Raw genomic sequence first — 22365 nt, 5'->3', positions numbered from 1 at the left:
GTATCGACGCATTATGCCTCATTCATCGGCGTTGGGTTGTGAACCGTCCGAGTTTTCTGGCGCCTCCAGCGGCTTTTGCCAGGCCAGCTCGCGTTTAAGCTCCGAGCGCTCCAGATGTTCGTACACCCGGGCCGATTGACTCTGCACCACATCGTACTTAAGCGTGGGGCTGTCGGGGGTTTGCCAGGGCACAATATACAGCACCTGCGGCTGCTCCTGATTACCGGTAATGGTCGTTTCCAGTGCGTCTTCCTGCGCGTGCGCGATCAGCGACAGCCCTGCTAAAGACAGGGTCAAGAGGAGTGCACGGGCGATGCTAGATGTCACAGTGGGCCTCCGGCGGCGATGCGGCGCTGTAAATCAATAATCCAACCCGCCAGTGTTGGGTCGGGCTGGCCTTGGGTCTGCTCGATAATATATTGCGCCGCCTGATAGTGCAGTAGCGCCCGCGGCCAGCGGCCAGTGTACAAGTCGTACAAAATACCGAGATTTTTATGGCTGGCCACCGAGTGTGGCCATACCGCCAGGGCGTCTTGGTAGAGCTGCTCGGCAGCGGCAAATTCGCCCTGGCGCCGCTGCAGGGCGGCCAGGTGATTGTAGGCATCGACATTGAGCGGGTTGGCCGCCAACGCCCGCTCAAAAGCGGCTTGGGCCTGCCCCGGCTCGTCCAGCTGAGTCCAGACAATACCCAAGTTCAGCCAGGGGGCGGTCAACTCCGGCGCCTGGGCCACAATCGCCTGCAGTATGGGCCTCGCCTGACTCCAGCGCTGTTTATCCATCGCCGTTAACGCGGCCTGAAAATCGCGGCTAATGGTTCGGCTTACCGAGGGCGGCGCGCCTTGGCTGTAGGGGTTTTGGGTGACTGGCCCGGCGGGCAGCACCGCGTTAAAAGCCTCTGGCGACTGTTCGGCTGATGTGGATTCCGGCTCGGGCGCGGTGGCGCAACCGACCAATAAAAGGCTGATGGCAACGGCGGTTAGCCCGCGCCCGAATAACGACGTGCGGGTTTTAACGCAGTTCACGCTGGGCCTCCACTGTACTTTCGTGTTTGCCGTAGCGGGCGGGCAGAATTTTGCCCAGCGACTCGATGCTGGCGGCCACCCAGTCGTCGTAGAGTTGGTCGAAACTGCGCTGGGCGTTGGCCTCGTGCAACTCAATGGCTTTTTCTTCAAACGGATAGGCCTGTTCTTCCAGCAAAATATCGTATTGCTCAAGCTCCAGAGCGTTGAGTTCTTTGGGCCGCTCGGAGGCCATTAAATCCCGCGCCAGCAGAGTGTAAATTTCACCGATATAAAAATTGGCCCGGGTGGTGAATTGGGCCACATTAAAGTCCAACACCTGGCGCTGAGCCGCGAGGGCGTCGTCCAGCGCGGCGCGTTTGCGCGTCAAGCTGGATTTAATGGGCAGTGTCAGGGCAATAGAACGAAAACGCTGGTATGGCCCCTGGGCTAAAGTGGTGGCTGCCTGCGCGCCCAAATAGCGGCTGCGCTCGGTGGGGTTTTGTTGGCCACTGGTAATCAGTCGGTTGAGCCAGAAATTGCGGCTGAGTTCATCCCCCGCTTGTTCGTACATTTGCGTCAAGCGCTGTTCGACTTCCAGCCGGTCGTTAAAAGGCTCGGGGTAAGCGTGGGCGTAGTCGCGATAGTGGTTGCGCGCCTGCTCCCAGTTGCCCGCTTTGTCGTAGTATTCGGCGGCGGTAAGCAGTGACTGGCGTGCCCGTTCGGGGTTATCGGCGCTGGCAAGCGCTTGCTGGCTGAGCAGGGCGGCGGCTTTTTCCCAAGCCTGCAAGGCCTCGTAAATCACAATCAGCTTGGCGGGAATATTGGTCGCCAGTGTGTGGTTGGGGTAAAGGTTGGCAAAGCGCGATAGCAGCGATTCGGCCAGCGGCCAGTCGCCCGCCATTTGCGCGGCGTGGCCGGCGTCAAATAGAGCGGTACTGGCAATATCAGTGTTGGGCAGTTCGCGCTCGATGCGCAGCAGCAAGGCAATGCCGGCATCGGTATTATCGGCGGCTAGCGCTTGTTGCGCCTGCTGGTAAAGACTGGCGGCGATGCGCTCGCGCAACTCGGCGGCCGAAGGCGAGCCCGGCTGGCTGCCCCACTCGGGGTGCAGCCGCAGCGCCTGCCAGTAAGCGGCTTCGGCCTCGGCGTAGAGCGCTTGGTCAAACTCGGCGTGGCCGAGAGTCAGCCAGGCGCTGTAGAGCAGTGGCCCGGCTGGGACCGGCTGCCAGGTAATCACCTGACGCGCCACCTCGGCGGCGCGGGTTAAATCGCCCTGGAACATCAGCTCCGGTGCGGTGCTGGCCAGCACTTGCACGGCGCGCTCGTCATGGGGATATAACTCGGCAAATTTTAGCGCGTTGTCTATTTTGCGCTGCTGCCACTGCCACACTTCGCTCGTCACCGGCTCCTGGGCTTGGGGCGCCGAGGGGTCGGCCTCCGGGCCGGTGCTCGTTTGCGAAGCTTCTACCAGTTGTTGCGCCAACAAAATACTGCTGTAACCGGCATCGCTGCCGTAGGTAGGGTCGCGCCGGGTAAAGGCCACGGTTTCGTAAGCGGTCAGCGCTGAAAGTGTGCGCCCACTTTCGCTGTAGGCCTCGGCCATAAGGAAGTTCATCTCTCCGGCTCGGGAGTCGGCCGGGAAGGTGACAATAAATTGCTGATACAGGTCGGCCGCCTCAAGGTAGGCGCGGTTAACATCGGCCCGGCTCGGTGCCAGATCGCCGCCCTCAGCCAGTCCGGCCTGCAAGCGCTGAGCTTCGGCGTGGTGGTGGCGCGCCAGTTCGTGCAAGTAAAGCTTCAGCTTAGCCAGCGCGTCGGTGCTCATATTGCGCGGCTTTTTACTGCGTATCTCTTGCCTGGCCTGCAGGGCGCTGGTGGTTTGCGGCAGGCCCGCCCGCGCTTGCCAGTAGCTGCTGTAAACCCCGTACCGATCGACAAACGCGCGCTTGGCGGGCAGCACTAGTGAGGGGAAACCGCCGCGCTGGTAGGTCTCAATTTCCATAATCGAGAAATCCGGTGCCAGATCTGCATCCGGGTTGTGATTGACGAAGCGAGCGTAGGTGTCGGCGCTGTCCAGATGGCGCTCTTGGGTCTCGTAGAGCTTACCCAACTCGCGGTAAAGCAAGTGCTGATAAGCTCGGGTGCCGATCGCCTGTTGCTGTTCGGCAATGCTCTGCGCGCCGTCGAGGTTGGCGTAGGTAAAGCTGAGCACCCGCAAGGTGTCGTCTATTAAATTGCGCTGATTGGCCCCCATCTTTCGCAAGGCTTTGCCTACCTGCCCCGGCAGTTGTACACCGACAAAGCCCTGATCGAGTAGCTGGGTAAAGTTGCCCATGGCGGCGTCGTACTGGCTGAGCTTGTAGGCAGACCAACCCTGCATATAGAGCGCGTTATCGGCAAAGCTGGAGGTACCGCTGGTCGCCACTTCACGGTAGAGCGCTTGCGCTTGTTGGTAGTCACCACCGGCAAAGGCACGCTCGGCGCGGCGAAATTGCGCCTCGTGCAAATAGGCCGACTGCGGAAAGCGCGCGGCCAACTCATCCAAGACGGCGGCGGCATCTGCGTCGCGCCCCTCCAGCGCCAAAGCCTTGGCCAGTTTGTAGTAGAGCGCATCGGGCGCGGTGGCGACCGATGCCTGCGGGTCAGTGGCGTATGCCTCGACCAACTGCTGGTAGTGAGCGATTGGCTCGGCAAAAAACTGGGTCAGGCTGCGCGCCTCTTGCTGCGCTTGTTCGCTGCGGGCCATTTCCAGATCGGCCAGACGCACCTGTATTTGGTGGCGCACTTGAGGGTGCGTCGCCACACTCAGTGCCGAGCGGTACTGAGCCTCGATTTGAGCCAGGTCCTGCGCGCTGACCGCGAGGTCAGAGGGGGGCAGTTGCGCTTCAGGCAGGTCGGCTAGGGTATTTCCCACCTGATGTAAAGGCTGGTGACTACAGGCGCCCAGTGTAATAGCCGTTACTACGGCCAGCGGCAGGTGGCGAGTAAAGCGAATCATTGCGGCGCTTCCTCGGGTACTCGCTCGAGTTCAGACATCGACTCAGGTTCAGGCGTTATATCGGACACTGGCGACGCACTCAGTGGCGGCCGGTTGCGGTAAGCATCGTCCATTAAACGTGCGATGCTTAAGCGCGTTTGCGCCAAGTAATCATTGAGCCGGGCGCGATGTTCACCCAGATGGCCGCGCAGAGCTGCACTGAGGGCAGCGGCTTGTTCGTTAATGGCTTGTGCCTGCGCCGCCAATAACTGTTGGTTGCGTTCACGGGCACGATTAAGGCGCTGTAATTGGGCTTGTAAGTCTTGCTCTTGGGCCAGAAGCTGCTCGATGCGCTCACTGGCCGCCAGGCTGCTGGCCAATGACGCATTGATTTGATTAAGGCGCTTTTGCACCTCCCAGCGTTTGGCGGGTAGTTGCTGGGCGGCGCGCCACTGCAACACCCCGGCAAAAAAATTGAGCTTGGCTTGTGCCTGATAGGGCAGCGGCTGTTTGCCCTCCAGCGCTTGAAGCGCGCGCTGGGCACTTTGCTGGCGTGCGTGTAAGGCGCGGGTTTGTGTATCAGCCAGTGCCATGGCGTTGTGCTGAACCTCTATTTGACGCAACTGTTCGCTCAGCCGGTCGCTTACCGTTTGTAATTCATCACTTTGCTGCAGCAGACCGGAGCGGGATAATTGATCGGCCCGCTCGGCGCGGCGCAAGCGCTTTTGTTGCACCAGCTCGCGGTACACATCGAGCTTTTGCTGCCACTGACGGTGGCGGTGCTGCAGATCCACTAAGTCGCGCAGTAATTGCGCTTGCTGTTGCTGGGCGTCGTCGCGCAGCAGAGTATCGAGATAGGTGAGCGGGCTGGTGATCACACTGGAATCGGGCAGGCTCAACCAGTTTTGGCCACTTTTCGCCTGGCTCGGGTGCAAGGCTTGCGGCCGACGCTCTCCGGTCAGGTAATCGAGCAGAGCCTGGGCGTTTAACTGAGCCAGGTGAGTGTCGATATCGGCCAGCATCTCGGTCAGCAGTGTTTCCGATTCGCCGTAGGCGATTAGCGCGGCCCCGGTGGAGCCCATTTGCTCATAGGCCCAGGGCACAGCGAGCAGTGACTCCTGCACGGCCGGGTCGAGCAGTGAGCGCTGGCGCAGCGCCTGCCAAGGTTTTAGGGCGAGCACATAGTCGTGATAGCTGGCGGCACTCCAGCCATAGCCGAGCAGGGCGCGGTTGGCAAAGGCCGTCTCGAGCCTTACCCGGCGGAACGCCGCCTTGGCCGAGGCAAAGTCTTTTTGTTGCAAGTAACTGTAGCCTAACGCGGTCAGGGCTTTGTCGCGCAGGGCGAGGTATTCGTCGCCGCGCTCGGGCTCCGTAGGCGGGGCGGCCGCCAAAAGCGCCTGATAATAGCTTTGTGCGCGGATCGGGTCGTTTTGACGCGCGGCGCTGTTGCCTAAGTTAAGCAGCGCTAGATGCGAATGCTCGGCCAAAGGCTCGAGTATGGACTCTGCGTTGGTAAGGCTGGGGGCGCCGCGCCCGGCAATCAGTAAGCTGACTCGCAAATTGGCGGCCTCTTCGGCCAGGTCGGGGCTGAGTGAACCCTGCAAGGCGTCGAGGTTGAGCTGGGCCTGATCGAGCCGCCCTGCCTGATAGTGCAGACGGGCCAAATAGAGATGAGCGGTATCGCGCAGGCGCCCAGGCTCACCTTGGTTTAAGTGAGTGTTAAACGCTTGCTGGGCCTGTTCGGTCATGCCGTAGGCCAGCAACATACCACCGCGCATAAGCTCTGGGTAGTGTTGGTGCCCCTTAATGCCGCCGCGACTTTGGGCGAGATCGAGAGCGATTAGCGCCTGGGGCAAATCCCCCTGATAGTAGTGGTACAGGCTTTCACCATAGGATAAATCTTGTGCGGCTGGGTGTAGCTGTGTCTGCGCACTGGCGGTGATAGCCGCCAGTGCCAGTAATGCGGGACGTAACAGGTTTACAACTCCCATTGCTTGATATCAAACACCGGTTGCAGTTTTTGCCCGGAGTCGACGATTTTCAGCTCCAACACCAGGGGGGCCGTGGTTTTTTCTACCGTGAGGCTGGCCGCGCGTTTATAGCTTTGCCCATTGGGGCCGGTGCCGGTAAAAAACGCGCTGATTTCATGCTCGCCCTGACGCAAATTGCCCAGATATAACTTCTGAATACCGCCGCGGCGCAAGGTGGTTAGCTGCTTGTCCGTGTAGAGTTCGCTGCTGATAAAGTCATCGTCCACTTTGACTTTAACCGAATCCAGCGCAAAGTAGTGACCGACATCCAGCGATAGGTAGAGCGCTATTTGGCTGTTGGCCGGAAACAAGAGTTCTTCTTCCAGGATTAACAAATCGCGATTCAATTGCAGCGACTGCTGTTTTAATGATTCGGCCCTTAGCGCCAAATTCTCAGCCTCAGCCTCGGTGGCTGAGCCCTGGGCCCACACCATAGCCGCCAGCGCGTACAGGCTAAGAGCCAGCAGTAATCGGGTCGCCGTTAGCAAGCGCGTCATAGTTGCATCCTGTTGGTTTATTGGCAGCATTGGCCACGGTGGCAAAGCCTTTGGCAGTTTAATCAATTGCGGCCCATCGTGCAGCGCTTCGTATCGCGCGAGGGGCTTTTGCATCGCGAGATGTGAAAGCTATCACCCTTGTGTGGATGATAAATGACCTACCTGCAATTTTCGCTCAGCGCGACTGCCCCTGGGCCGGTGGAGACAGTCCTGCGCTGTAGTAAACCTTACCGGCCCGATCGATGAGCACAGCATCGAACTCAGGCAAAGTTTCGATCAATGCCAAGCCCCGCTCGCGCCCCAGAACAAAAATACTGGTAGAGAGCGCATCGGTGTCGAAGGCATCGGGGCCGAGCACGGTGACACTGGCCAACTCGTCGGTACTTTTGCCGGTTTGGGGATTGATAATATGGTGAATGCGCTCGCCGTTATCATCGATATAGTAGCGCTCGTAATCGCCCGAGGTAGAAATAGCCGTGTCGGTTAAGGGCAGGGTGATGGCAATGCCGGCGTCGCCGCGCGGCTGCTTAATGCCCACCAGCCAGGGACGACCGTCCCGATTGCCGAGTACACGACTGTCGCCCCCGGCGCTGACACTAGCGTGCTCTATTCCAGCGGCCCGCAGCAAGTTAATAACCCGATCCACCGCGTATCCCTTGGCGATGCCACCCAAATCAACAGTCACCGCCGGGTGTTGATAGTGCACGCTACTCTCGGCGCGGTTAAGAAGTACATGGCGATAATCAATGGCCGACATTAAAGCCTGGCGTTGGTCTGCACTGGGTTGCTGCTGCGCACGGTAATCGTAGTATCGCGCCAGTGAGGCGAAGGTAATATCAAAAGCCCCCTGAGTTAAGCGGCCATAATAAAGAGATTTATCGAGCAGCTTTAACATTTCGGAGGACACCGTCACCGCTGCCGCCCCCTTTTGGCCAGCTTGTTCGTTCATAAGTGACAGTTCACTGCTGGGCTTATAAGGGCTGTAGGTGGCATCAATACGATGCATTTCGTCCAGCGCTTGCTGTAAAAGCTGTTGGCCGGTTTTCTCATCGGTGTGCTGCAAGGTCACGCTGATACGAGTTCCCATAATATCGGCCTGCTCGCTGAGCCAGAGCGCCTGAGCAGGTGCTGTTAACAAAGCGCATAATAGGGCGATGAAGAAACGTGAGCGATACCACATAGCAGTGTTCCGGGCCGGTTAGGGAAAATCGTTTTGTAACACATTTAATATTATTCTGTGTTGGGTCATAATGAAAACACAAAGCAGGTCGCCTTTTATTGGTTTTGGGCTAAAATTAGGTGACAACTGGGGTCGTAAATAAAGGGATTGGAACATGCGTTGTTTAACAATTGTGGCTTTGGCACTCATACTGGCCGGGTGCGGCGGCAATGATGACCCGCTGCTGAACGTCATTAACGACCCGCTGGATATTGAATTTGAAGACTTCTATGTGGATCGTACCGATATCTATCCCGGCGAGTCGGTATGGATTGAATGGCAGGCCGAAGGCGCGTTGTATTTTGATGCCCGCCTCTACGTCAGCCAAGATGAGCGCATCTCGCAGGATGACTTAGTGGTTATCGATGAAGAGTGTGGAGTTGAGAGCGATGACCACTGTACCGCCGATGAAGATATCTATTTCTCCTGTCACTACGACTCCAGCAACCGCTTTAGCTGTCGAGAAGGTGGTGACATTTTAAAACGCACGGATTTAACCCCCTTAATCGAGCAGTATCCGCAGGAAGCGTATCTAATACTGGAATTGTGTAACGACAATTGTGAAGAGCGCTCTTGGCCACTGCTGTTTCGCTAAACTCCCCCGACCGGTTTAACGCTTTCGGACGCATTACTCGCCAACGCATAAGCGAGCCCACAACCTACGCCATCAAAAACCACCTCAAGGGTGAGCGTAGGGTTAATCTCGCCTTACCACGGTAAACCATCCATGAAGCCACGCCACGCTTATTCTTTATTACTGAGTACGCTTATTGCGCTGGCGGTCACGCTGACCCTCTATGCACTAAGCACTCACCTTATGCATAAGGAGATGGTTCACCAGTCACAGTCCGTTATAAAATTACTCGATCATCTGAACCGGGATGTTCAGGTAAGTTGGCAAAAGCTATCTAACAACACTCATGCAGCCTGTAGCGAACCGCATTTATCTGCAATGCGGGCCGAGCTTTTTTTGACCTGGCACATTAAAGATATTGCTTACATGCAAGGCGACACAGTGCTTTGCAGTGTTATGGCGGGCAAACTGAAGAATCCCTTTTCCCTGCCCGAGTCCACTTATCAAACCAAAGGTGGGGCTACTATCTGGATAGATACTGACTGGAGTGTATTAAATAAAAATTATAATGTCGCCATCGCCAACCGCAACAATTTTGCCATGGTAATAGACCCAACCAGTCTGGAAAATTTTATCGATTTATTTTATTCGTGGGAGTTGATATACCGTATAAACAATCAAGATTATCATGCTGCCGGAGAAAAAGGGGTTGTCGATATTGGCTCAAAAGATCACCATTACTTTAAGCCGTTTCGTGTTAAAACCTGCAACAATTACAATTACTGCACCTCAATATTAAGTGATAGCTTATCGTATCTATCGCGCAATCCTGCGGTTTCGATTCTGATTATAGTGCTCGGGTATTTGAGCGGCTGGTTGTCCTATGTATATATTCGCCGCTACATTAGCCACCTCTACTCGATTGAATACCGTGTACAACGGGGCCTGGCCAATAGTAATTTCTATCCGGTGGTGCAACCCATTATCGATTTAACGACACAAAAAATAGTCAGTTGCGAAGTGCTGGCACGATTTGAAGATAAAGCAGGCCCACTGTACCCAGACGCGTTTATCCCCATAATTGCCAAGCAAGATGTGTCTTGGCCTTTTACGGTTTTAATCATTGAGGCAACACTCGCCAGCCTAAAAAAACACGGCCTGGAAGATGAGATTTCGATAGCATTTAATGTGATGCCTCGTGACGTCACCAACGGCAACATACTGACTTTATTAGACTTAGAGTCAGTAGCACAATGGCGCGGCGAGCTAACCATTGAGCTCACCGAAAGCGAAGAACTTGAAGAAACTCAGGCGCACAAAAATTTATCTCAGTTAAAACAATACGGTATTAACATCTCGATAGATGATTTTGGTACAGGCTACTCTAATCTTAAATACATTGATCAATTACACTGTCGTTATTTAAAAATTGACCGGACTTTTATTATGGATGTAGAAGAGGGCTCTATTCGCTCTTCAATTATCCCCAATATAGTCAGTATTGCCGAGAAATCCAATTTGCGGGTAATCGCCGAAGGGGTCGAGAATTTGGCTCAATCGACCGAGCTAAAAAGAATGGGCATTCGGTATGTTCAGGGTTATTATTTTGGCAAGCCAATGTCTATAGCCAACTTGGCGCAAAAATTAAAACAGACAACCGACCAATAGCGAGCTCAACGATTCAGATGCAGACTCACTCACCTTTCAACGCCTGCTGAGCAATAAAATCGGTAAATTTTTGTGGCTTATGAATACCGTAACCCTGTGCATAATCAACCCCAATTTCTTCCAGAACAACCCGAACCTCTGTGTTCTCTACAAACTCAGCCACCGTTTCTATCGACAGAGTCTGTCCCACCTCATTAATCGCCTTCACCATTGCCAAATCGGTTTTATCTTTAACGATTTCACGAATAAAACTACCATCGATTTTAAGCGTATCAATGGGGAGCCGTTTTAAATAATTAAACGAAGCCAAACCCGTACCAAAATCATCCAAAGCAAAACTGCATCCAGAATCCCCCAACGCCTCCATAAAGTGAACCGCATCCAATAGATTGTTTACCGCCGCGGTTTCAGTCACTTCAAAACAGATTTTTTCCGGGGCTACGGAATATTTTTCAAAAGCCTGCAATACGAATTGATAAAAATCATGCTTGTCCAGTGACAACCCTGAAATATTGATATGGCATTTATGTAATTGCGTCAGGTGTTTGGGATTCTGAGCCAGTATTTTTAACGTGTTCTCAACCACCCACCGATCAATTTGTGGGGCACTGCCAAAACGCTCGGCGGCAGGTAAAAAAGCAGAGGGCGAGTACACTTTGCCACCGTCCTCCAGACGAATAAGAATTTCGTAAACCAAGCCGTTGGTTTGCTGTTGCAAGGGGGCAATTAATTGTGCCTCCAGCAATAGCTTATTTTTAATAATGGCATTACTTATTTTGGTTACCCACTGCATCTCACCGGCACGCTCTTGCCGATGAGCATCGTCTTCACGAGCCACATAAACAAAATTCCTACCTTTTTCTTTTGCTAAATAGCAGGCAATATCCGCCGCACGCATGATAGATTCAGTATCTAAATCATCTTCAGATATAGGCACCACGCCGATACTGGCGGTAATGTCATAGCGATGCCCCTCCCAATTAAATTCAAATATTTCCAGAGCTCTGCGTAGCTTTTCAGCAATTGATCCCGCGGCATCGATTGCGCAATTTTCTAGAATCATGGCGAATTCGTCGCCACCCAATCGAGCTAACATATCGCCTTCGCGCAAGATGCTCGCAAATAAATTCGTCACTTGTTGCAATAATCGATCTCCGGCGGGGTGGCCGGAAGTATCATTGACGATTTTAAACTGATCTAAATCAATAAAACATAAAGCGTGTTTTACATGTTCGCTGCGGGCTCTATTTAATGAATCAAACAATCGGCGCTCAAATGCCCGCCGATTGAATAATCCGGTCAATATATCGTGTGTGGCTTGAAAGTTTAATTCGTTTGAAAGCCTGCGAGATTCAGAAATATCTTCAAGAATAAGTGTTAAATGACGAGCTGAGTCATGAGTATTGGATCTGGAATACGTTAATCGTGCCCAAATATAACCTGTATTTTTTGCTAATCGCTGCTCCACTGAATAGTGATCGATAACCCCATTGAGCAGCTGCTGTTTGGATTGTTCATCCAGCGACCAATCCTCCGAGTGAATAAAATCTTTAAAGCAGTGGCCAGTGATACTGGATTTTTCACAATCGAGAATATTGCAAATAGCTGGGTTAGCATCTCTGACAACATCATCGTACCCAAGGTGCACGATACCCACCGCCGCTTGCTCAAAGATATCGTGGTACTTATGTTGTGAACCTATGAGTAATCGATTTAATCGCAACACTAACCAAAATGCGATAGAGACCAATAATAAAATGAAGACAATACTGCACCAGGCCAATACATGAGTTAGCCACCGAGCGGTGTCGGTCATCATATAGCGAAATTTTGTGGATAATCGTTCTAGATCTTGATTAATAAGATACAGCTGTTGTTTGTTGGCCTGTAAAGCCTGTGGATCGGGCAAGGAGTCACGCCACAATAACTCTAGTTGATCGGCTAGTGCGGCCGTATTTAGCAAGCTATTATCAGCCTGCCGCCACACATCAAACGCGTGTTGTAATTTACCCAATTGACCAAAATATTCGAACAATAAAATCATTCGGTCGGCATCATCTGGGTGGTTACGGCCGGCCATTAAGTGGCCAGTGATTATATGGATAGGCTCATTCGCCTCCATCGAGAGACGTGCACGTCTGTCTGCCAAGGGTACTTCTAGATACTGGCGCCCCAGCTTGAGCTCGTTGGGCTCACCGGTCTCGGCATAGCGTGACAAATGATAAACGCTGTTGACTTGATAGCGACTCCAAACCGCGAGCCCACTAAGATACCCAGTTACAGCGCCCTGTAAATGAATAACGGCCACTATAGCGAATGTGGCTATCAATATAAGCGACACTAAGCCTGAGACCAGCCCGGCCACTTTGAGTGAATAGGTATACTTTGATTGTACGTCGGACACGTCCCAATAGCCTAAATAAAGAATATGACTTAAGTTAAGCAGTAAATAAGGGTGCTGTCAGGTGAGTACTGGCTGCGAAGCGGACTTTACTGATGCTTGCAACCTTACAAACTGGCCCGCAGGCTTAATCTGCATTGGCCCTGAGAGGTTACTCTATATATCCAATATATCCAATGCAGCCTGGGGGAATGAGCGTGTTTATAAACCAGCGCCTAGAGCGACAATCGCAACCGGTGTTTACCGTTATCCAAAGGCTCGGCCATCAGTGGTAACCATTGCTCGGCCTGAACCTCACGGGCAAATGTATCGGTAAAGGCAAATTCCCCGTCGATATGAATACCGCCGGTCAGTGGCATCACCACATTACCGGCCAAATCGATAGGGCCTTCTAAGGAGAAAACATCGGCGCGGATCTCACCTTCTTGGGTCTCGGATAAATCGGCAGCAAAGGCGCCCAGCTGCAACCAACTTTGGCCGTTGTGCAAACGAGCCTGGGTCCAGCTAAGTTTCCCCTCAAGGTTTTTCAGGGTTTGGCCCTTAAGTCTCAGCGATTGAATTTGGGCGCTAATTTGGCCGGTAATTTTAGTCGGCTCTGGCAGGCCCTGAATTAAACTGGCCGGCAAATTAAGACTGGTGTCGGTTAAGCGCAACGAGCCGCCCATACCCACACAGGCTGTGCCAGCTACCTGCTGGCGCTCAAGGTCGGTTTTAATCTCTGCGCACGGGGCAAGCCCCAGCAGACTCATGGGCTTGATCCGCCAGCTTAATTGCCCCAGTGCGTAGTGCTTGCCATCAATACTCACCGAGGCCATACCCGCGCTGCCCTGCCACAGGGTGCCGCTAATGCCCGACAGTGCTAAAGGCGTGTCGCGCGTCATTAGGTAGCCCCCCCAAGCGGCGGGAATCTGGCTAATCACAAAGGCCAGCCAAAAAAGTAAACCGAGTACAATCCAACGAATCATATATCAAGCTCTAGTGGAAACATACATTACTCTGCGCCGCTCTCAATAGCGTTCAGCGGCACTCGAGTGATGTCTATATTTGCGTTTTCGGTGGTGTAGGTGACATACAAATAACCTTCAAACACCTCTGTTTTAGGGGCGCTGTACGCGGGGTACAGCTTGCGCCTTAGGTCGTTTGGCGCCGGTATTGAATGTGCGCCGCGGCGCAACAGCCAAGCCCGATCAAATGTGTACCCATCGGCGCTGGTAAACACGACCAGTGGAAAACGGGCTCGATTACCGCTGGGGTTATTAACGATATAGGCACTATCGGCGGTTAAGTTGCCGGCGTTTGCTTTAGCCCGTGAGTCGGGAATATTGCTTAGCGTCGGCAAGCTCCAGGTTTCGCCCCGATCATCACTGACCGCGGCCAGTATTCTATAGCTCGAATCCCGATCGCGAAACACCATAACCTGTTCATTGCCCCGGCTAAACCAGCTGGGCTCCAACTCGCGACTTAAGTTGTCGCGCGAGGGGGCGTTTAACATCTCTCCTGCCTGCCAGCCAGTCCGGCCTGTGGCATCGTCGGTAAAATACGGTTTTGCCACCAAGCCCGGCGGCTGGTGCAGCGCCGTTAGCAAGCGGCCGTCGCGCAGGGCACCTATACCCGGCTCAATGGCCCCGGCCAGAGGCTCGCCGCTGCTGTCGAGCACTGGCTGAGCCGCCGTCCAGCGTATACCATCGCGGCTGGTGCGGTACTCTACCGTTCCGTTTTCAGGCGTCTCACTTTGGGGCCAAATATTGATATAAGCCACCAGTGTGTCACCAAATACCCACCAGCCGCCGGCACTGACGTTAACCCCGGGGCTCGATTTTGCCAGCACAATGGCATCACTCCACTGGCGGCCATCCACACTCATGGCGTAGTGCACTTGCGACCGTACCGTTTGTTCGGCATCTGGGGCGGCCTGCCACTGAACAAAAAGTTTGCCGTTAAAGGCCACCGGAACCGCCCCGCGACTGTACTGATAGCGATTGTCGCCAGCGGTAAAAACGCGAGCGGTTTCGGTGCCGGGTGCCAGGTTTAAACCGAGTGTGGCAGGCTGGTTAAAATCGAGTAAATCCGGCGCCGCACTGATGGGTGACTGACCGACAGCCGGCAGGGCCACCGAGCACAATAAGAGCGCGATAAAGCGGCGCATCCGGCACATGGGCTTAGTCTTTACTGAGTCGAATATTGGCCGTAACTTTACCCGCGGTGCTGGTCGCGGCCATGGATAAATCCTTTACCGTGACTTCGTGGCGATACTCCAGATCGTACAGCCACTGCATAATGGCGGTGTAATTAACATTGTCCAGCCGCACTCGTACTTCACCGCGAGTGCCGGGCTGAAAACCGCTCATGCGCAGACCATTGGACTGCAAGGTGGAGTCAATCAGCTGGCTGATATTTGTGCCGGACGAGTTATTAGCACTGCGCTCAAGTGACTGCGCCTGCTTAATTTGCGCGGTCATTAGTTTTACCCGCTCCAGCGATGCGCTGGTGTTGGCATTGGTGGCAATCTGTTGCGTGCGTTTATCTTGCAGTGGGGACAGAACCGCCATCCACAATATATAGAGCACAACCGCGAGGGCGCCAACCAATAAAATAGTTTGTTCGCGCCGGTTGTACTGGGCCAGTGTAGCGAAAACCTTGTTCATTGCAGCTCCTGTTTAACTCGTATACGGGCGGCATGGGTATTGCCTTGGGCACTGGCAGAGAGCAGCTCCGCTGTTAGGCCCTGACCTTCCAGCGACCCGCGCAACGACTCGATGGCGTTAAACGTTTCCGCTTGTAGATTGAGGCTAAGCTCCGCGTTGTCGCTGGAGTAATACACACCCTTGAGGGTTACACCCCCTTCGGCCACCGCAGGCAATACTCGATCCAACAACACCATGACCGCGGAGCCACCGGTACTCGGCTCTAGATCGCGCGCCATAATACGCAGCCGCCGCTCGGGGTCGATGGCCGGCCCGTTGGGCACCACGGTGCGAAACACTTGCTCGATATTGCGGCGTATTTCCAGATTATCGTTTTGCAATTGATTGATGGAAAACAACAAGGTGGCAAGATAAACCACCAACGCGGCGACGCCGACATAGGCGACTTTACGCCAGTTGCCCCACCAGCGCTCAATAGGCAAACGCTGAGAGAATTCGCGCTGACATAGATCAATCGTGCCGGCGTCGGCTTCAAAATCCCACAGGGAGCAAATTCGAGTGTCACCCTGGGCAATGCTCAGGCTAGCGGGCAGTTGTTGTTGCAGCTGTTCCAGCTGGCTTTCATCCGGTGCGCTTAATTTTAACTGTGGCGGAGTCACTCGGTTTTGCGAGGTCAGCAGTAACTCGATGGCCACATTAAAGTTATTGGCATTAATTGTAAAACCTGCGCTTTCACCAAAGCGAACACTGACTAGTTGATCTTGCCAGTGAATCGCCCAGATGTCGGCGGGCTCTTGGGCGTCGGTTTCCGTGGGACAGCTAGGCAATAGAGCCGCCGGCAACGCTTGCACTACCTCGACATTGATATCCGTCAGAGCGCTGAACAGTGCTTGCAACGGTGCCCGCTCGGTGTAGACCAGATTAATTTCACCGTTGGCGGGGGTGCCGAAGGCAAAGTGAAATTGGTCGATATCGCCCACCACTTCTTCTTCCAGCTGGAAGGGCATTAATTTGCGCAGATGGCGTTTTTCTGCCTCAGCATAGCTAAGCCTGCGCACCACTGTTTGCGGGCCACCGACAATCAATTTAGCTTGGTGGTTACCATCCCCCAGGGTGTTGGACAGGGCTTCCGTATCGCCGTGACCCAACTCATCCGGCAGGTCTTTGCGGCGAAACAACCAAGTAAAGTCGCTGCCGTAATGGCTTATGTACAGCGTCAGAGAATCGCTCATGGGTTTGTTAGTGCTTCCTGTTGGCCAGAGGGCGCAGGCGCCTGCTCCAGACTGAGTATGTAATCGTATACGTCGCGCCGGTGCACAACGTCAAAAGACTCGTCACTGCGTTGCAGCAGGCTCTGGCGACTGCGACGCTGCTCTCCCAGCTGCACCCTGGTGGTGACTAAAAAGTGCTGAGTGTTCACTTGGACCAAACCGGCATCGATACCTTTATCACTGCTGATGATACTGTCCCAAGCGGTATTTTCGGTAAATTCCTCAACGGTGGCATATTCTCCGTTCTCGGAGACAATAGTGCTGGCCTCTTCTACCGTGAGAGGTGTGAGTATATCGTCCGAGTTAAAAGTTCGCAGTAACTGAGAAGGTATTGTGTTGACGTTAAAACCGCCCCCCGCATCTTCTCCGGCTGGAATTACGGTAATAAAGGGCCGCAGCAATTGCATGAGCTCCGGGGTCATATAACGCACCAAACGCAGCTCATCGACGCTGGTCAAGGGCGTGTTAGCCGGTTGGTAGGCCGGATCAAGGGCTAGATAATAATCCCGTTCGGCCCCCATAAAACCGGTGATGTTATGGTCGCTATCGGTCCAGTCTACCAGCGCCTCCAGTATGGCGATGGCCTCTTCCGGCGACACTGGATAAATCTCGGGAAAGCTTTGCAGTAAACGCAGAAAATGTTTTTGCGCCGTGTTAAAGCGCGCCGGACTGTTGGGATTATTGTCTTCGGTGTTGTTTAGACTGGTGCCAATCGTGTTGAGGTTAAAGCGCGCGCTGGCATCTTCAATTTGCGCCAAAATCATCCCGCCTTCAATGGGAAAGGGCGGCAGTTCCATCGCCCAGGGCTCGAGCAGACTGTCGACTTCGGGGTTTTCATCCAGCTCTAAAAAGTAAATGGCCAGACGCTCGGCGCCGGACAAATAGGCCTCGGCCTGAGCGCCGTGCCAGCGCGCCTCGGCCCGAGCAATACTGAACTGATAATCGCGCGAAGCCTTAATGGCAAACCCTGCCACCAAAGCGACGATCAAAATGGCCAAGATAAGCACAGTGCCGCGCTGGCGCTCTAGATGACGCGGCGCTTTAGCTGGAGAGGTCATACAACCTCTCACTGATCAGACCGTCTTCGAGTTCAATGCGGATCAACACGGCAATAGGCAGGCTGGTGTCAATGCCGGCCGAATCAGTAGCGGGCCAGAGTTCATCCCAATCGCGGACAAAATCATCGCCGTCCAGCACCCCTGTGCCCTGCTGCCCGGCGCGCGCGGCGGATAAGAATTTCAGCTCAATGCTGTGTATATCTGTCAGCATTTCCTGCTTAATTAAGTCTTCGGCAAACAGCCAGTCTTCAATTACAAAGTTGCGTTCGGGGCGGTAGTCGCGCCAGAGCACGCCGTCCGACACACGGTAGATAATTTGTTGAATATCGCTGCGGGCGCGATTCATGGGGTTAAGCCAACCGCTGCGGGTCATTTGCAACAGAAGCTGATCGCCACTGGTGTCGTCGTACAGACTGGCGCCGCGGAAGGGGCGGCGCACACCGGTGGTGATGGTGGGGTCGTCGCTGGCGTCAATCGGGGCCAGTAGGTGGCGCAGATCTTTGCCCAGTATCTGCCAGGTGCGATCCAGCCGGTTGATGTTGGTCATCACCTCTTTGGTGGCCTCGGCGCTGCGCGAGGCGGTACTAAAGGCTTGATAACTGAAGGTCATAATCACCGCGGTAATCGCCAGGGAGATAATGACCTCGATCAGGGTGAACCCTCTTTGTCGCGGGAAACGGCGCTTATTCATTGATAAAACCCGTTAAGGTAGCGAGATTATCGTCTTTCTCGGCCTCCAGACTGACGCGCATATCGAGGCGCTTAAAACCCTCTACTTCGGTGTCCTGGCTGTTGAGCTCCCAGTACCAACGTACACCATCGCGCTCGACAGTGCCGGATTCACTGTCGGGAATAGTGTACTGCTCTAGCAACCGGTCGCGCATGGTTATCCGGGTCAGTTGGTTTTCTGCTACCCAATAGGCCTGTGTTTTATCCCGCGTGATGCCCGCGCCCTGCAGCTGGCTGGTAATCAGCATCATCAGGGCGGGCAGGGCCGTGCCAACAATCGCCAGCGCTACCATCACCTCGATTAAGGTAAACCCGCCAATTTTTTTCACCGCTCATTCTCCCAATCAGCCAGTTCGGGGTCGCGGTTAAGCCAGCGCACGCGGCCCATCATGTCCACATCCAAGCGCTGTACCTCTTCATCGTTGTCGAACAACGGGAACAGTGCAATCTCAAAACGGGTGGCCTCGCCACTGGGGTAAAAAATCAATACGGGTTCGACACTGGTGGTATTGGGGTCGAACTCGTAGGGCTCGCCCTCGACGATCATCTCCACACCGGTATCGGCTGGCAGACACTGATCAGGTAAAGCCTCAGACACCGGCGTCCAGCTGCTATCGCGAAAACGGCGCCAGCGATAACACCACTGCTCACCCTCAGCGGTTGAGTTGGGGCGCGCAAAGAGCCCAATAACCTCACCGGTCAGGGTGCTTTGCTCGGCGACAAATTCACTTTGCAGTAATAATTTATCCGCCGCCTTTTCTAACTCGCCGGCCCGATCGGGGGAAATGGCTAGGGTAACCATACCCGCGCTCAGGCCGATGATCAGAACCACCACCATCATCTCGATCAGGGTAAAGCCGCGGGCAATGGAACGCATAGGGTATTACTGCTCGGGCAGATCCTGATCCCAGACACTGATATCTGCCGCCGGACCGGTGCCACCGGAAACTCCGTCGGCACCCAAGGTGTATATATCATAAGGGCGCGCTTCCCCGGGGCTGATGTACAAATAGGGGCTGCCCCAGGGGTCCATTGGCACCTGATCCAGATAACCGCCCGCGCGGTAATTGCGCGGCACGGGCGACAGGGTGGGCTCGGTCATCAGCGCTTTTAAGCCGTGTTCGCTGGAGGGAAATACATAGTTATCCAGCTGATAGAGCTTAAGTGCGGTCTGAATGCTTTTAAAGTCGGCTTTGACCTTATTGATTCGCGCCTCTTCGGCCCGATCCAACACCATAGGCGCGACGATACTGGCCAACAGGCCAATAATCACCACCACTACCATAATTTCAATCAAACTAAAGCCGCTTTGGCGTGTTGTGTGTTGCATGTGTGTTTACTCCGTCGATGTTGGCAGAACGCGATATGCATAACGCGCAACGCCTAATAATTTGACTTGTGACCTTACTGATATGGAAAAATTCGTTCAGCGTTCAGCGTTCAGCGTTCAGCGTTCAGCGTTCAGCGTTCAGCGTTCAGCGTTCAGCGAATTATCATCCCACCATCTGATTCATTTCAAATATCGGCTGCAGGATTGCCAGTACGATCACCAACACTGCGCCGCCCATAAAAACAATGGTGGCAGGTTCCATTAAGCCCAAAGATACAGCTAATACCATCTCCAGCTCGCGCTGTTGATCGCGCGCAGCGTGTTCCAGTTGCGTTGGCAAAGTACCGTTGGTTTCGCCGCTGGCCACCATTTGTACCAGCAAAGGCGGAAAACAGTCGGCCTTTTCCATAGCCCGATTAAGCGCGGTGCCTTCGTGCACTTGATTGGCTATTTGCTCACAGGCATCTTGCAAGACACGGTTAGTCATTACCTGTCCGGCAATGCGTAGCGCCTGTAGCAGGGGCACGCCGCTGGACATTAACAAGCTTAACGTCGAGGCAAAACGCGCCGAGTTGGATTGATTGACCACATTGCCAATCACCGGCAGGCGCAACTGAATTTGGTGCCAGCGGCGCAGCCGCCGCTCGTTTTTTAACAGACGTTTAATACCGTAGACGGCACCGGCACCGGCGGCCAACACCCAAATACCGTAGCCGACGATAAAATCACTGGTACCGATTAATGCGCGGGTTAAAAACGGCAGCTCGCGGCTGGAGTGGGCGAATAGCTTGACCAAATCCGGCACCACAAAGGCCATAAGCCCGATGATCACGGCCAGACTTAACACCAGCAGGGCGATGGGGTAAATCATGGCGGTTTTTAGACGCGCTTTAAGCTGTTGTGAGTTAAGCGTGTGCTCCGCCAAACGGTCTAGCACCGGCCCTAGAAAGCCCGAGCTTTCGCCAGCGCGCACCATGGCGCGGTACATATCATCAAACGAGTTGGGGTGCTCCGACAGCGCCTGAGCGAGGGAAAAACCTTCCAGCACTTTGGTGCGAATTTGCAGCACGACTTGCTTAATGCTCTGCTTTTGCGCCTGTTTGGCCGAGGCCTGCAGGGCTTCGTCCAACGGCAGGCCAGAGCTGATCAGCGAGGCCAGTTGGCGGGTAATCAGACTCAGGTCGCGAGGTTTGAGTTTGGGGGTGGTCTTAAACCAAGTGAAGCCTTTGCTCTCCCCGGTGGTTGTGACCCGAGCGCGCATGCCGGCATCGGAGACTTCCAATGGTTTAAGGTTTTTGGCACGCAGTTGGGCGCGCACCTGGCGCTCGCTATCACCTTCAAGGATTCCCTTAACGGTTTTACCGGATTGGTTCAGCGCGCGATAGCTATAGGCACCCATGATAATTCAGCCTTAAGTTGCGGTGGTGACGCGCAGCACTTCTTCAAGGCTGGTAACGCCTTCCACCACCTGGCGGCGGCCGTCCGCGCTGATGGATTCGGACTGCTTGCGCGCCTCAGCAATCAGCTCTTGCTCGCCGGCTTCTTCGTGAATCAGGTGGCGCATTTGCTCGTTGATTTCGATCAGCTCGTATATCCCTTTGCGGCCCCGGTAGCCCATTTGATTGCACTTGTCGCAGCCTTTAGCGCGATACACCGATTGGCCTTCAGGTAAATCCAGCATTTGTCGCTCGGATTCCACCGGCTGATAGGGTTCTTTACACTCCTTGCACAGCTTGCGCACCAAGCGCTGGGCCATGACCACCTCGATACTGGAGGCGAGCAGAAAGGGCTCCACACCCATATCTTTTAAGCGCATGATGGCGCCGATGGCGGTGTTGGTGTGCAAGGTAGAGAGCACCAAGTGGCCGGTTAAACTGGCCTGAATGGCGATGTCGGCGGTTTCGGAATCGCGAATCTCACCGATCATGACTACGTCCGGGTCTTGCCGCAAAATGGCGCGCAGGCCGCGGGCAAAGGTCATATCCACCTTGGTGTTGACCTGAGTCTGGCCGATACCGGGCAGCAGGTACTCGATCGGGTCTTCGATGGTGAGAATATTGCGGCTGGGCGCATTGATATGGCTGAGCCCGGCGTAGAGCGTGGTGGTTTTACCCGAGCCGGTGGGGCCGGTGACCAGAATAATACCGTGCGGACGTTTTAAGGCGTGGCCAAAGCGCTCCTGTACCAGGGTCGGCATTTGTAGCTCTTCCAGCTTAAGCTGGCCGGCGGCCTGATCGAGCAGACGCAATACAATGCGCTCGCCGTGGGCCGAGGGTATGGTAGAAACGCGAATATCTACCGCGTGGCCGGCCAGGCGTACGGTAATGCGGCCGTCTTGCGGCAGGCGTTTTTCGGCAATGTCGAGCCGCGCCATCACTTTTAAGCGCGACACCAGCACCGGCGCCAACTCGGGCTTGGGGGACAGCACTTCACTGAGTACACCATCGGTGCGAAACCGCACCGACACTCGATCTTCAAAGGGTTCCAAATGGATATCCGAGGCCTGCTCGCGCACGGCCTGAGACAAAATAGCGTTGATAAGGCGAATAATCGGCGCATCGTCATCGCCGGCCAATAGGTCAGTGCGATCGGCCAGATCATCGGCCATACTGGATAGATCGAACTCGGCGCCCAAGTCTTCGGCGGCGCGCTGGGCGGCGCCGTCACTGCTTTGGTACTCGCGGGTCAGGCGCTGCTGAAAGCTGTCGTTATCCAGCTCTTGCAGGGTCATATCGCCAGCGAAATAGCGCGCCAGCTCGGTTAGGGCCTCCAGCTTTAAGCCGGGCTTGTGCAGCACCCGGCCGGGTTGTTCCGGGTCGAGCATGACGCCGTGGTCCGAGGCAAAGCTAAAGGGCAAGCGCGGGCTCTCACCGGCGCTGGCGGCCAGATGCTCTTCTTCCTCTATAGCGTCGCCGCTGTCAAAGCCCTCCGGCAGTTCGGCCGGTTCCGAAATTTCGCTGTTCAA

20 protein-coding genes are annotated in these 22365 nt (G+C 54.6%); 2 read left to right on the top strand and 18 right to left on the bottom strand.

The genetic code is table 11. The features are described 5' to 3' along the window. Positions 1-18 precede the first annotated feature (18 nt). The 6 genes from Q4563_RS11170 to Q4563_RS11145 all read right to left on the bottom strand — a co-directional run bounded on the left by Q4563_RS11170 (position 19) and on the right by Q4563_RS11145 (position 7685). Complete coding sequence (locus Q4563_RS11170; RefSeq protein WP_303604543.1) at positions 19-327, bottom strand: hypothetical protein; 309 nt, start codon at positions 325-327, stop codon at positions 19-21. After that, the gene (locus Q4563_RS11165; protein ID WP_215976573.1) at positions 324-1022 is read right to left on the bottom strand and encodes a tetratricopeptide repeat protein; all 699 of its coding nucleotides are present in this window, start codon (positions 1020-1022) and stop codon (positions 324-326) included. The genes Q4563_RS11170 and Q4563_RS11165 overlap by 4 nt, the downstream gene beginning before the upstream one ends. Beyond that, on the bottom strand, positions 1009-3999 hold the full coding sequence (locus Q4563_RS11160; protein WP_303604542.1) for a tetratricopeptide repeat protein: 2991 nt from the start codon (positions 3997-3999) through the stop codon (positions 1009-1011). Before Q4563_RS11160 ends, Q4563_RS11165 begins: the two co-directional genes overlap by 14 nt. After that, complete coding sequence (locus Q4563_RS11155; protein WP_303604541.1) at positions 3996-5969, bottom strand: hypothetical protein; 1974 nt, start codon at positions 5967-5969, stop codon at positions 3996-3998. Before Q4563_RS11155 ends, Q4563_RS11160 begins: the two co-directional genes overlap by 4 nt. Continuing rightward, positions 5957-6505: an AraC family transcriptional regulator gene (locus Q4563_RS11150; RefSeq protein WP_303604540.1), complete on the bottom strand. Its 549-nt coding sequence runs from the start codon at positions 6503-6505 to the stop codon at positions 5957-5959. The genes Q4563_RS11155 and Q4563_RS11150 overlap by 13 nt, the downstream gene beginning before the upstream one ends. A 175-nt stretch (positions 6506-6680) precedes the next feature. Next, positions 6681-7685, bottom strand: a complete 1005-nt coding sequence (locus Q4563_RS11145) for an FAD:protein FMN transferase (RefSeq protein WP_303604539.1) — start codon at positions 7683-7685, stop codon at positions 6681-6683. Positions 7686-7839: 154 nt separating this feature from the next. Here Q4563_RS11145 and Q4563_RS11140 point away from each other — a divergent pair, with 154 nt between their 5' ends. Then, positions 7840-8319 (top strand): hypothetical protein, encoded by a 480-nt coding sequence (locus Q4563_RS11140; RefSeq protein WP_215976578.1) that lies wholly within the window; start codon positions 7840-7842, stop codon positions 8317-8319. Between the two features lie 132 nt (positions 8320-8451). Then, positions 8452-9966: an EAL domain-containing protein gene (locus Q4563_RS11135; protein WP_215976579.1), complete on the top strand. Its 1515-nt coding sequence runs from the start codon at positions 8452-8454 to the stop codon at positions 9964-9966. A 25-nt stretch (positions 9967-9991) separates the two neighbouring features. Here Q4563_RS11135 and Q4563_RS11130 read toward each other — a convergent pair whose 3' ends face one another. From Q4563_RS11130 to gspE, 12 genes are all read right to left on the bottom strand, one after another. Next, the gene (locus Q4563_RS11130) at positions 9992-12370 is read right to left on the bottom strand and encodes a putative bifunctional diguanylate cyclase/phosphodiesterase (RefSeq protein ID WP_303604538.1); all 2379 of its coding nucleotides are present in this window, start codon (positions 12368-12370) and stop codon (positions 9992-9994) included. Between the two features lie 212 nt (positions 12371-12582). Next, positions 12583-13332, bottom strand: a complete 750-nt coding sequence (locus Q4563_RS11125) for a type II secretion system protein N (RefSeq protein ID WP_215976581.1) — start codon at positions 13330-13332, stop codon at positions 12583-12585. A gap of 26 nt (positions 13333-13358) precedes the next feature. Next, positions 13359-14522, bottom strand: a complete 1164-nt coding sequence (locus Q4563_RS11120) for an exo-alpha-sialidase (protein ID WP_303604537.1) — start codon at positions 14520-14522, stop codon at positions 13359-13361. Positions 14523-14526: 4 nt separating this feature from the next. After that, positions 14527-15012, bottom strand: coding sequence for a type II secretion system protein GspM (gene gspM / locus Q4563_RS11115; RefSeq protein ID WP_215976583.1), 486 nt, complete (start codon positions 15010-15012; stop codon positions 14527-14529). Continuing rightward, positions 15009-16244 (bottom strand): type II secretion system protein GspL, encoded by a 1236-nt coding sequence (gene gspL, locus Q4563_RS11110; protein ID WP_215976584.1) that lies wholly within the window; start codon positions 16242-16244, stop codon positions 15009-15011. Before gspL ends, gspM begins: the two co-directional genes overlap by 4 nt. Beyond that, on the bottom strand, positions 16241-17341 hold the full coding sequence (gene gspK / locus Q4563_RS11105) for a type II secretion system minor pseudopilin GspK (RefSeq protein ID WP_215976585.1): 1101 nt from the start codon (positions 17339-17341) through the stop codon (positions 16241-16243). Before gspK ends, gspL begins: the two co-directional genes overlap by 4 nt. Beyond that, entirely contained in the window at positions 17325-18032 is a 708-nt protein-coding gene (gene gspJ, locus Q4563_RS11100; protein ID WP_303604536.1) for a type II secretion system minor pseudopilin GspJ, read from the bottom strand. Before gspJ ends, gspK begins: the two co-directional genes overlap by 17 nt. Continuing rightward, entirely contained in the window at positions 18025-18399 is a 375-nt protein-coding gene (gene gspI, locus Q4563_RS11095; protein ID WP_215976587.1) for a type II secretion system minor pseudopilin GspI, read from the bottom strand. The genes gspJ and gspI overlap by 8 nt, the downstream gene beginning before the upstream one ends. Further along, positions 18396-18947, bottom strand: a complete 552-nt coding sequence (locus tag Q4563_RS11090) for a prepilin-type N-terminal cleavage/methylation domain-containing protein (RefSeq protein ID WP_303604535.1) — start codon at positions 18945-18947, stop codon at positions 18396-18398. The genes gspI and Q4563_RS11090 overlap by 4 nt, the downstream gene beginning before the upstream one ends. Positions 18948-18953: 6 nt before the next feature. After that, positions 18954-19400, bottom strand: a complete 447-nt coding sequence (gene gspG, locus Q4563_RS11085; RefSeq protein WP_215976589.1) for a type II secretion system major pseudopilin GspG — start codon at positions 19398-19400, stop codon at positions 18954-18956. 163 nt (positions 19401-19563) lie between these two features. Further along, positions 19564-20799 (bottom strand): type II secretion system inner membrane protein GspF, encoded by a 1236-nt coding sequence (gspF, locus tag Q4563_RS11080; protein WP_215976590.1) that lies wholly within the window; start codon positions 20797-20799, stop codon positions 19564-19566. A 12-nt stretch (positions 20800-20811) separates the two neighbouring features. Then, a complete protein-coding gene (gene gspE, locus Q4563_RS11075) occupies positions 20812-22365 on the bottom strand; it encodes a type II secretion system ATPase GspE (RefSeq protein ID WP_442903755.1) in 1554 nt (517 codons plus the stop codon).

The organism is Gilvimarinus sp. 1_MG-2023 (assembly GCF_030548285.1).
The sequence above is the reverse complement of the archived record's forward strand: the minus strand, read 5'-3'. Positions and strand labels throughout refer to the sequence as shown.

What these genes read in the sequence shown, in the direction of transcription:
- Q4563_RS11160 (WP_303604542.1), bottom strand. Translation starts at nt 3,999, where the DNA reads ATGATTCGCTTTACTCGCCACCTGCCGCTGGCCGTAGTAACGGCTATT.
- Q4563_RS11155 (WP_303604541.1), bottom strand. Translation starts at nt 5,969, where the DNA reads ATGGGAGTTGTAAACCTGTTACGTCCCGCATTACTGGCACTGGCGGCT.
- Q4563_RS11150 (WP_303604540.1), bottom strand. Translation starts at nt 6,505, where the DNA reads ATGACGCGCTTGCTAACGGCGACCCGATTACTGCTGGCTCTTAGCCTG.
- Q4563_RS11145 (WP_303604539.1), bottom strand. Translation starts at nt 7,685, where the DNA reads ATGTGGTATCGCTCACGTTTCTTCATCGCCCTATTATGCGCTTTGTTA.
- Q4563_RS11140 (WP_215976578.1), top strand. Translation starts at nt 7,840, where the DNA reads ATGCGTTGTTTAACAATTGTGGCTTTGGCACTCATACTGGCCGGGTGC.
- Q4563_RS11135 (WP_215976579.1), top strand. Translation starts at nt 8,452, where the DNA reads ATGAAGCCACGCCACGCTTATTCTTTATTACTGAGTACGCTTATTGCG.
- Q4563_RS11125 (WP_215976581.1), bottom strand. Translation starts at nt 13,332, where the DNA reads ATGATTCGTTGGATTGTACTCGGTTTACTTTTTTGGCTGGCCTTTGTG.
- Q4563_RS11120 (WP_303604537.1), bottom strand. Translation starts at nt 14,522, where the DNA reads ATGTGCCGGATGCGCCGCTTTATCGCGCTCTTATTGTGCTCGGTGGCC.
- gspM (WP_215976583.1), bottom strand. Translation starts at nt 15,012, where the DNA reads ATGAACAAGGTTTTCGCTACACTGGCCCAGTACAACCGGCGCGAACAA.
- gspL (WP_215976584.1), bottom strand. Translation starts at nt 16,244, where the DNA reads ATGAGCGATTCTCTGACGCTGTACATAAGCCATTACGGCAGCGACTTT.
- gspK (WP_215976585.1), bottom strand. Translation starts at nt 17,341, where the DNA reads ATGACCTCTCCAGCTAAAGCGCCGCGTCATCTAGAGCGCCAGCGCGGC.
- gspJ (WP_303604536.1), bottom strand. Translation starts at nt 18,032, where the DNA reads ATGAATAAGCGCCGTTTCCCGCGACAAAGAGGGTTCACCCTGATCGAG.
- Q4563_RS11090 (WP_303604535.1), bottom strand. Translation starts at nt 18,947, where the DNA reads ATGCGTTCCATTGCCCGCGGCTTTACCCTGATCGAGATGATGGTGGTG.
- gspG (WP_215976589.1), bottom strand. Translation starts at nt 19,400, where the DNA reads ATGCAACACACAACACGCCAAAGCGGCTTTAGTTTGATTGAAATTATG.
- gspF (WP_215976590.1), bottom strand. Translation starts at nt 20,799, where the DNA reads ATGGGTGCCTATAGCTATCGCGCGCTGAACCAATCCGGTAAAACCGTT.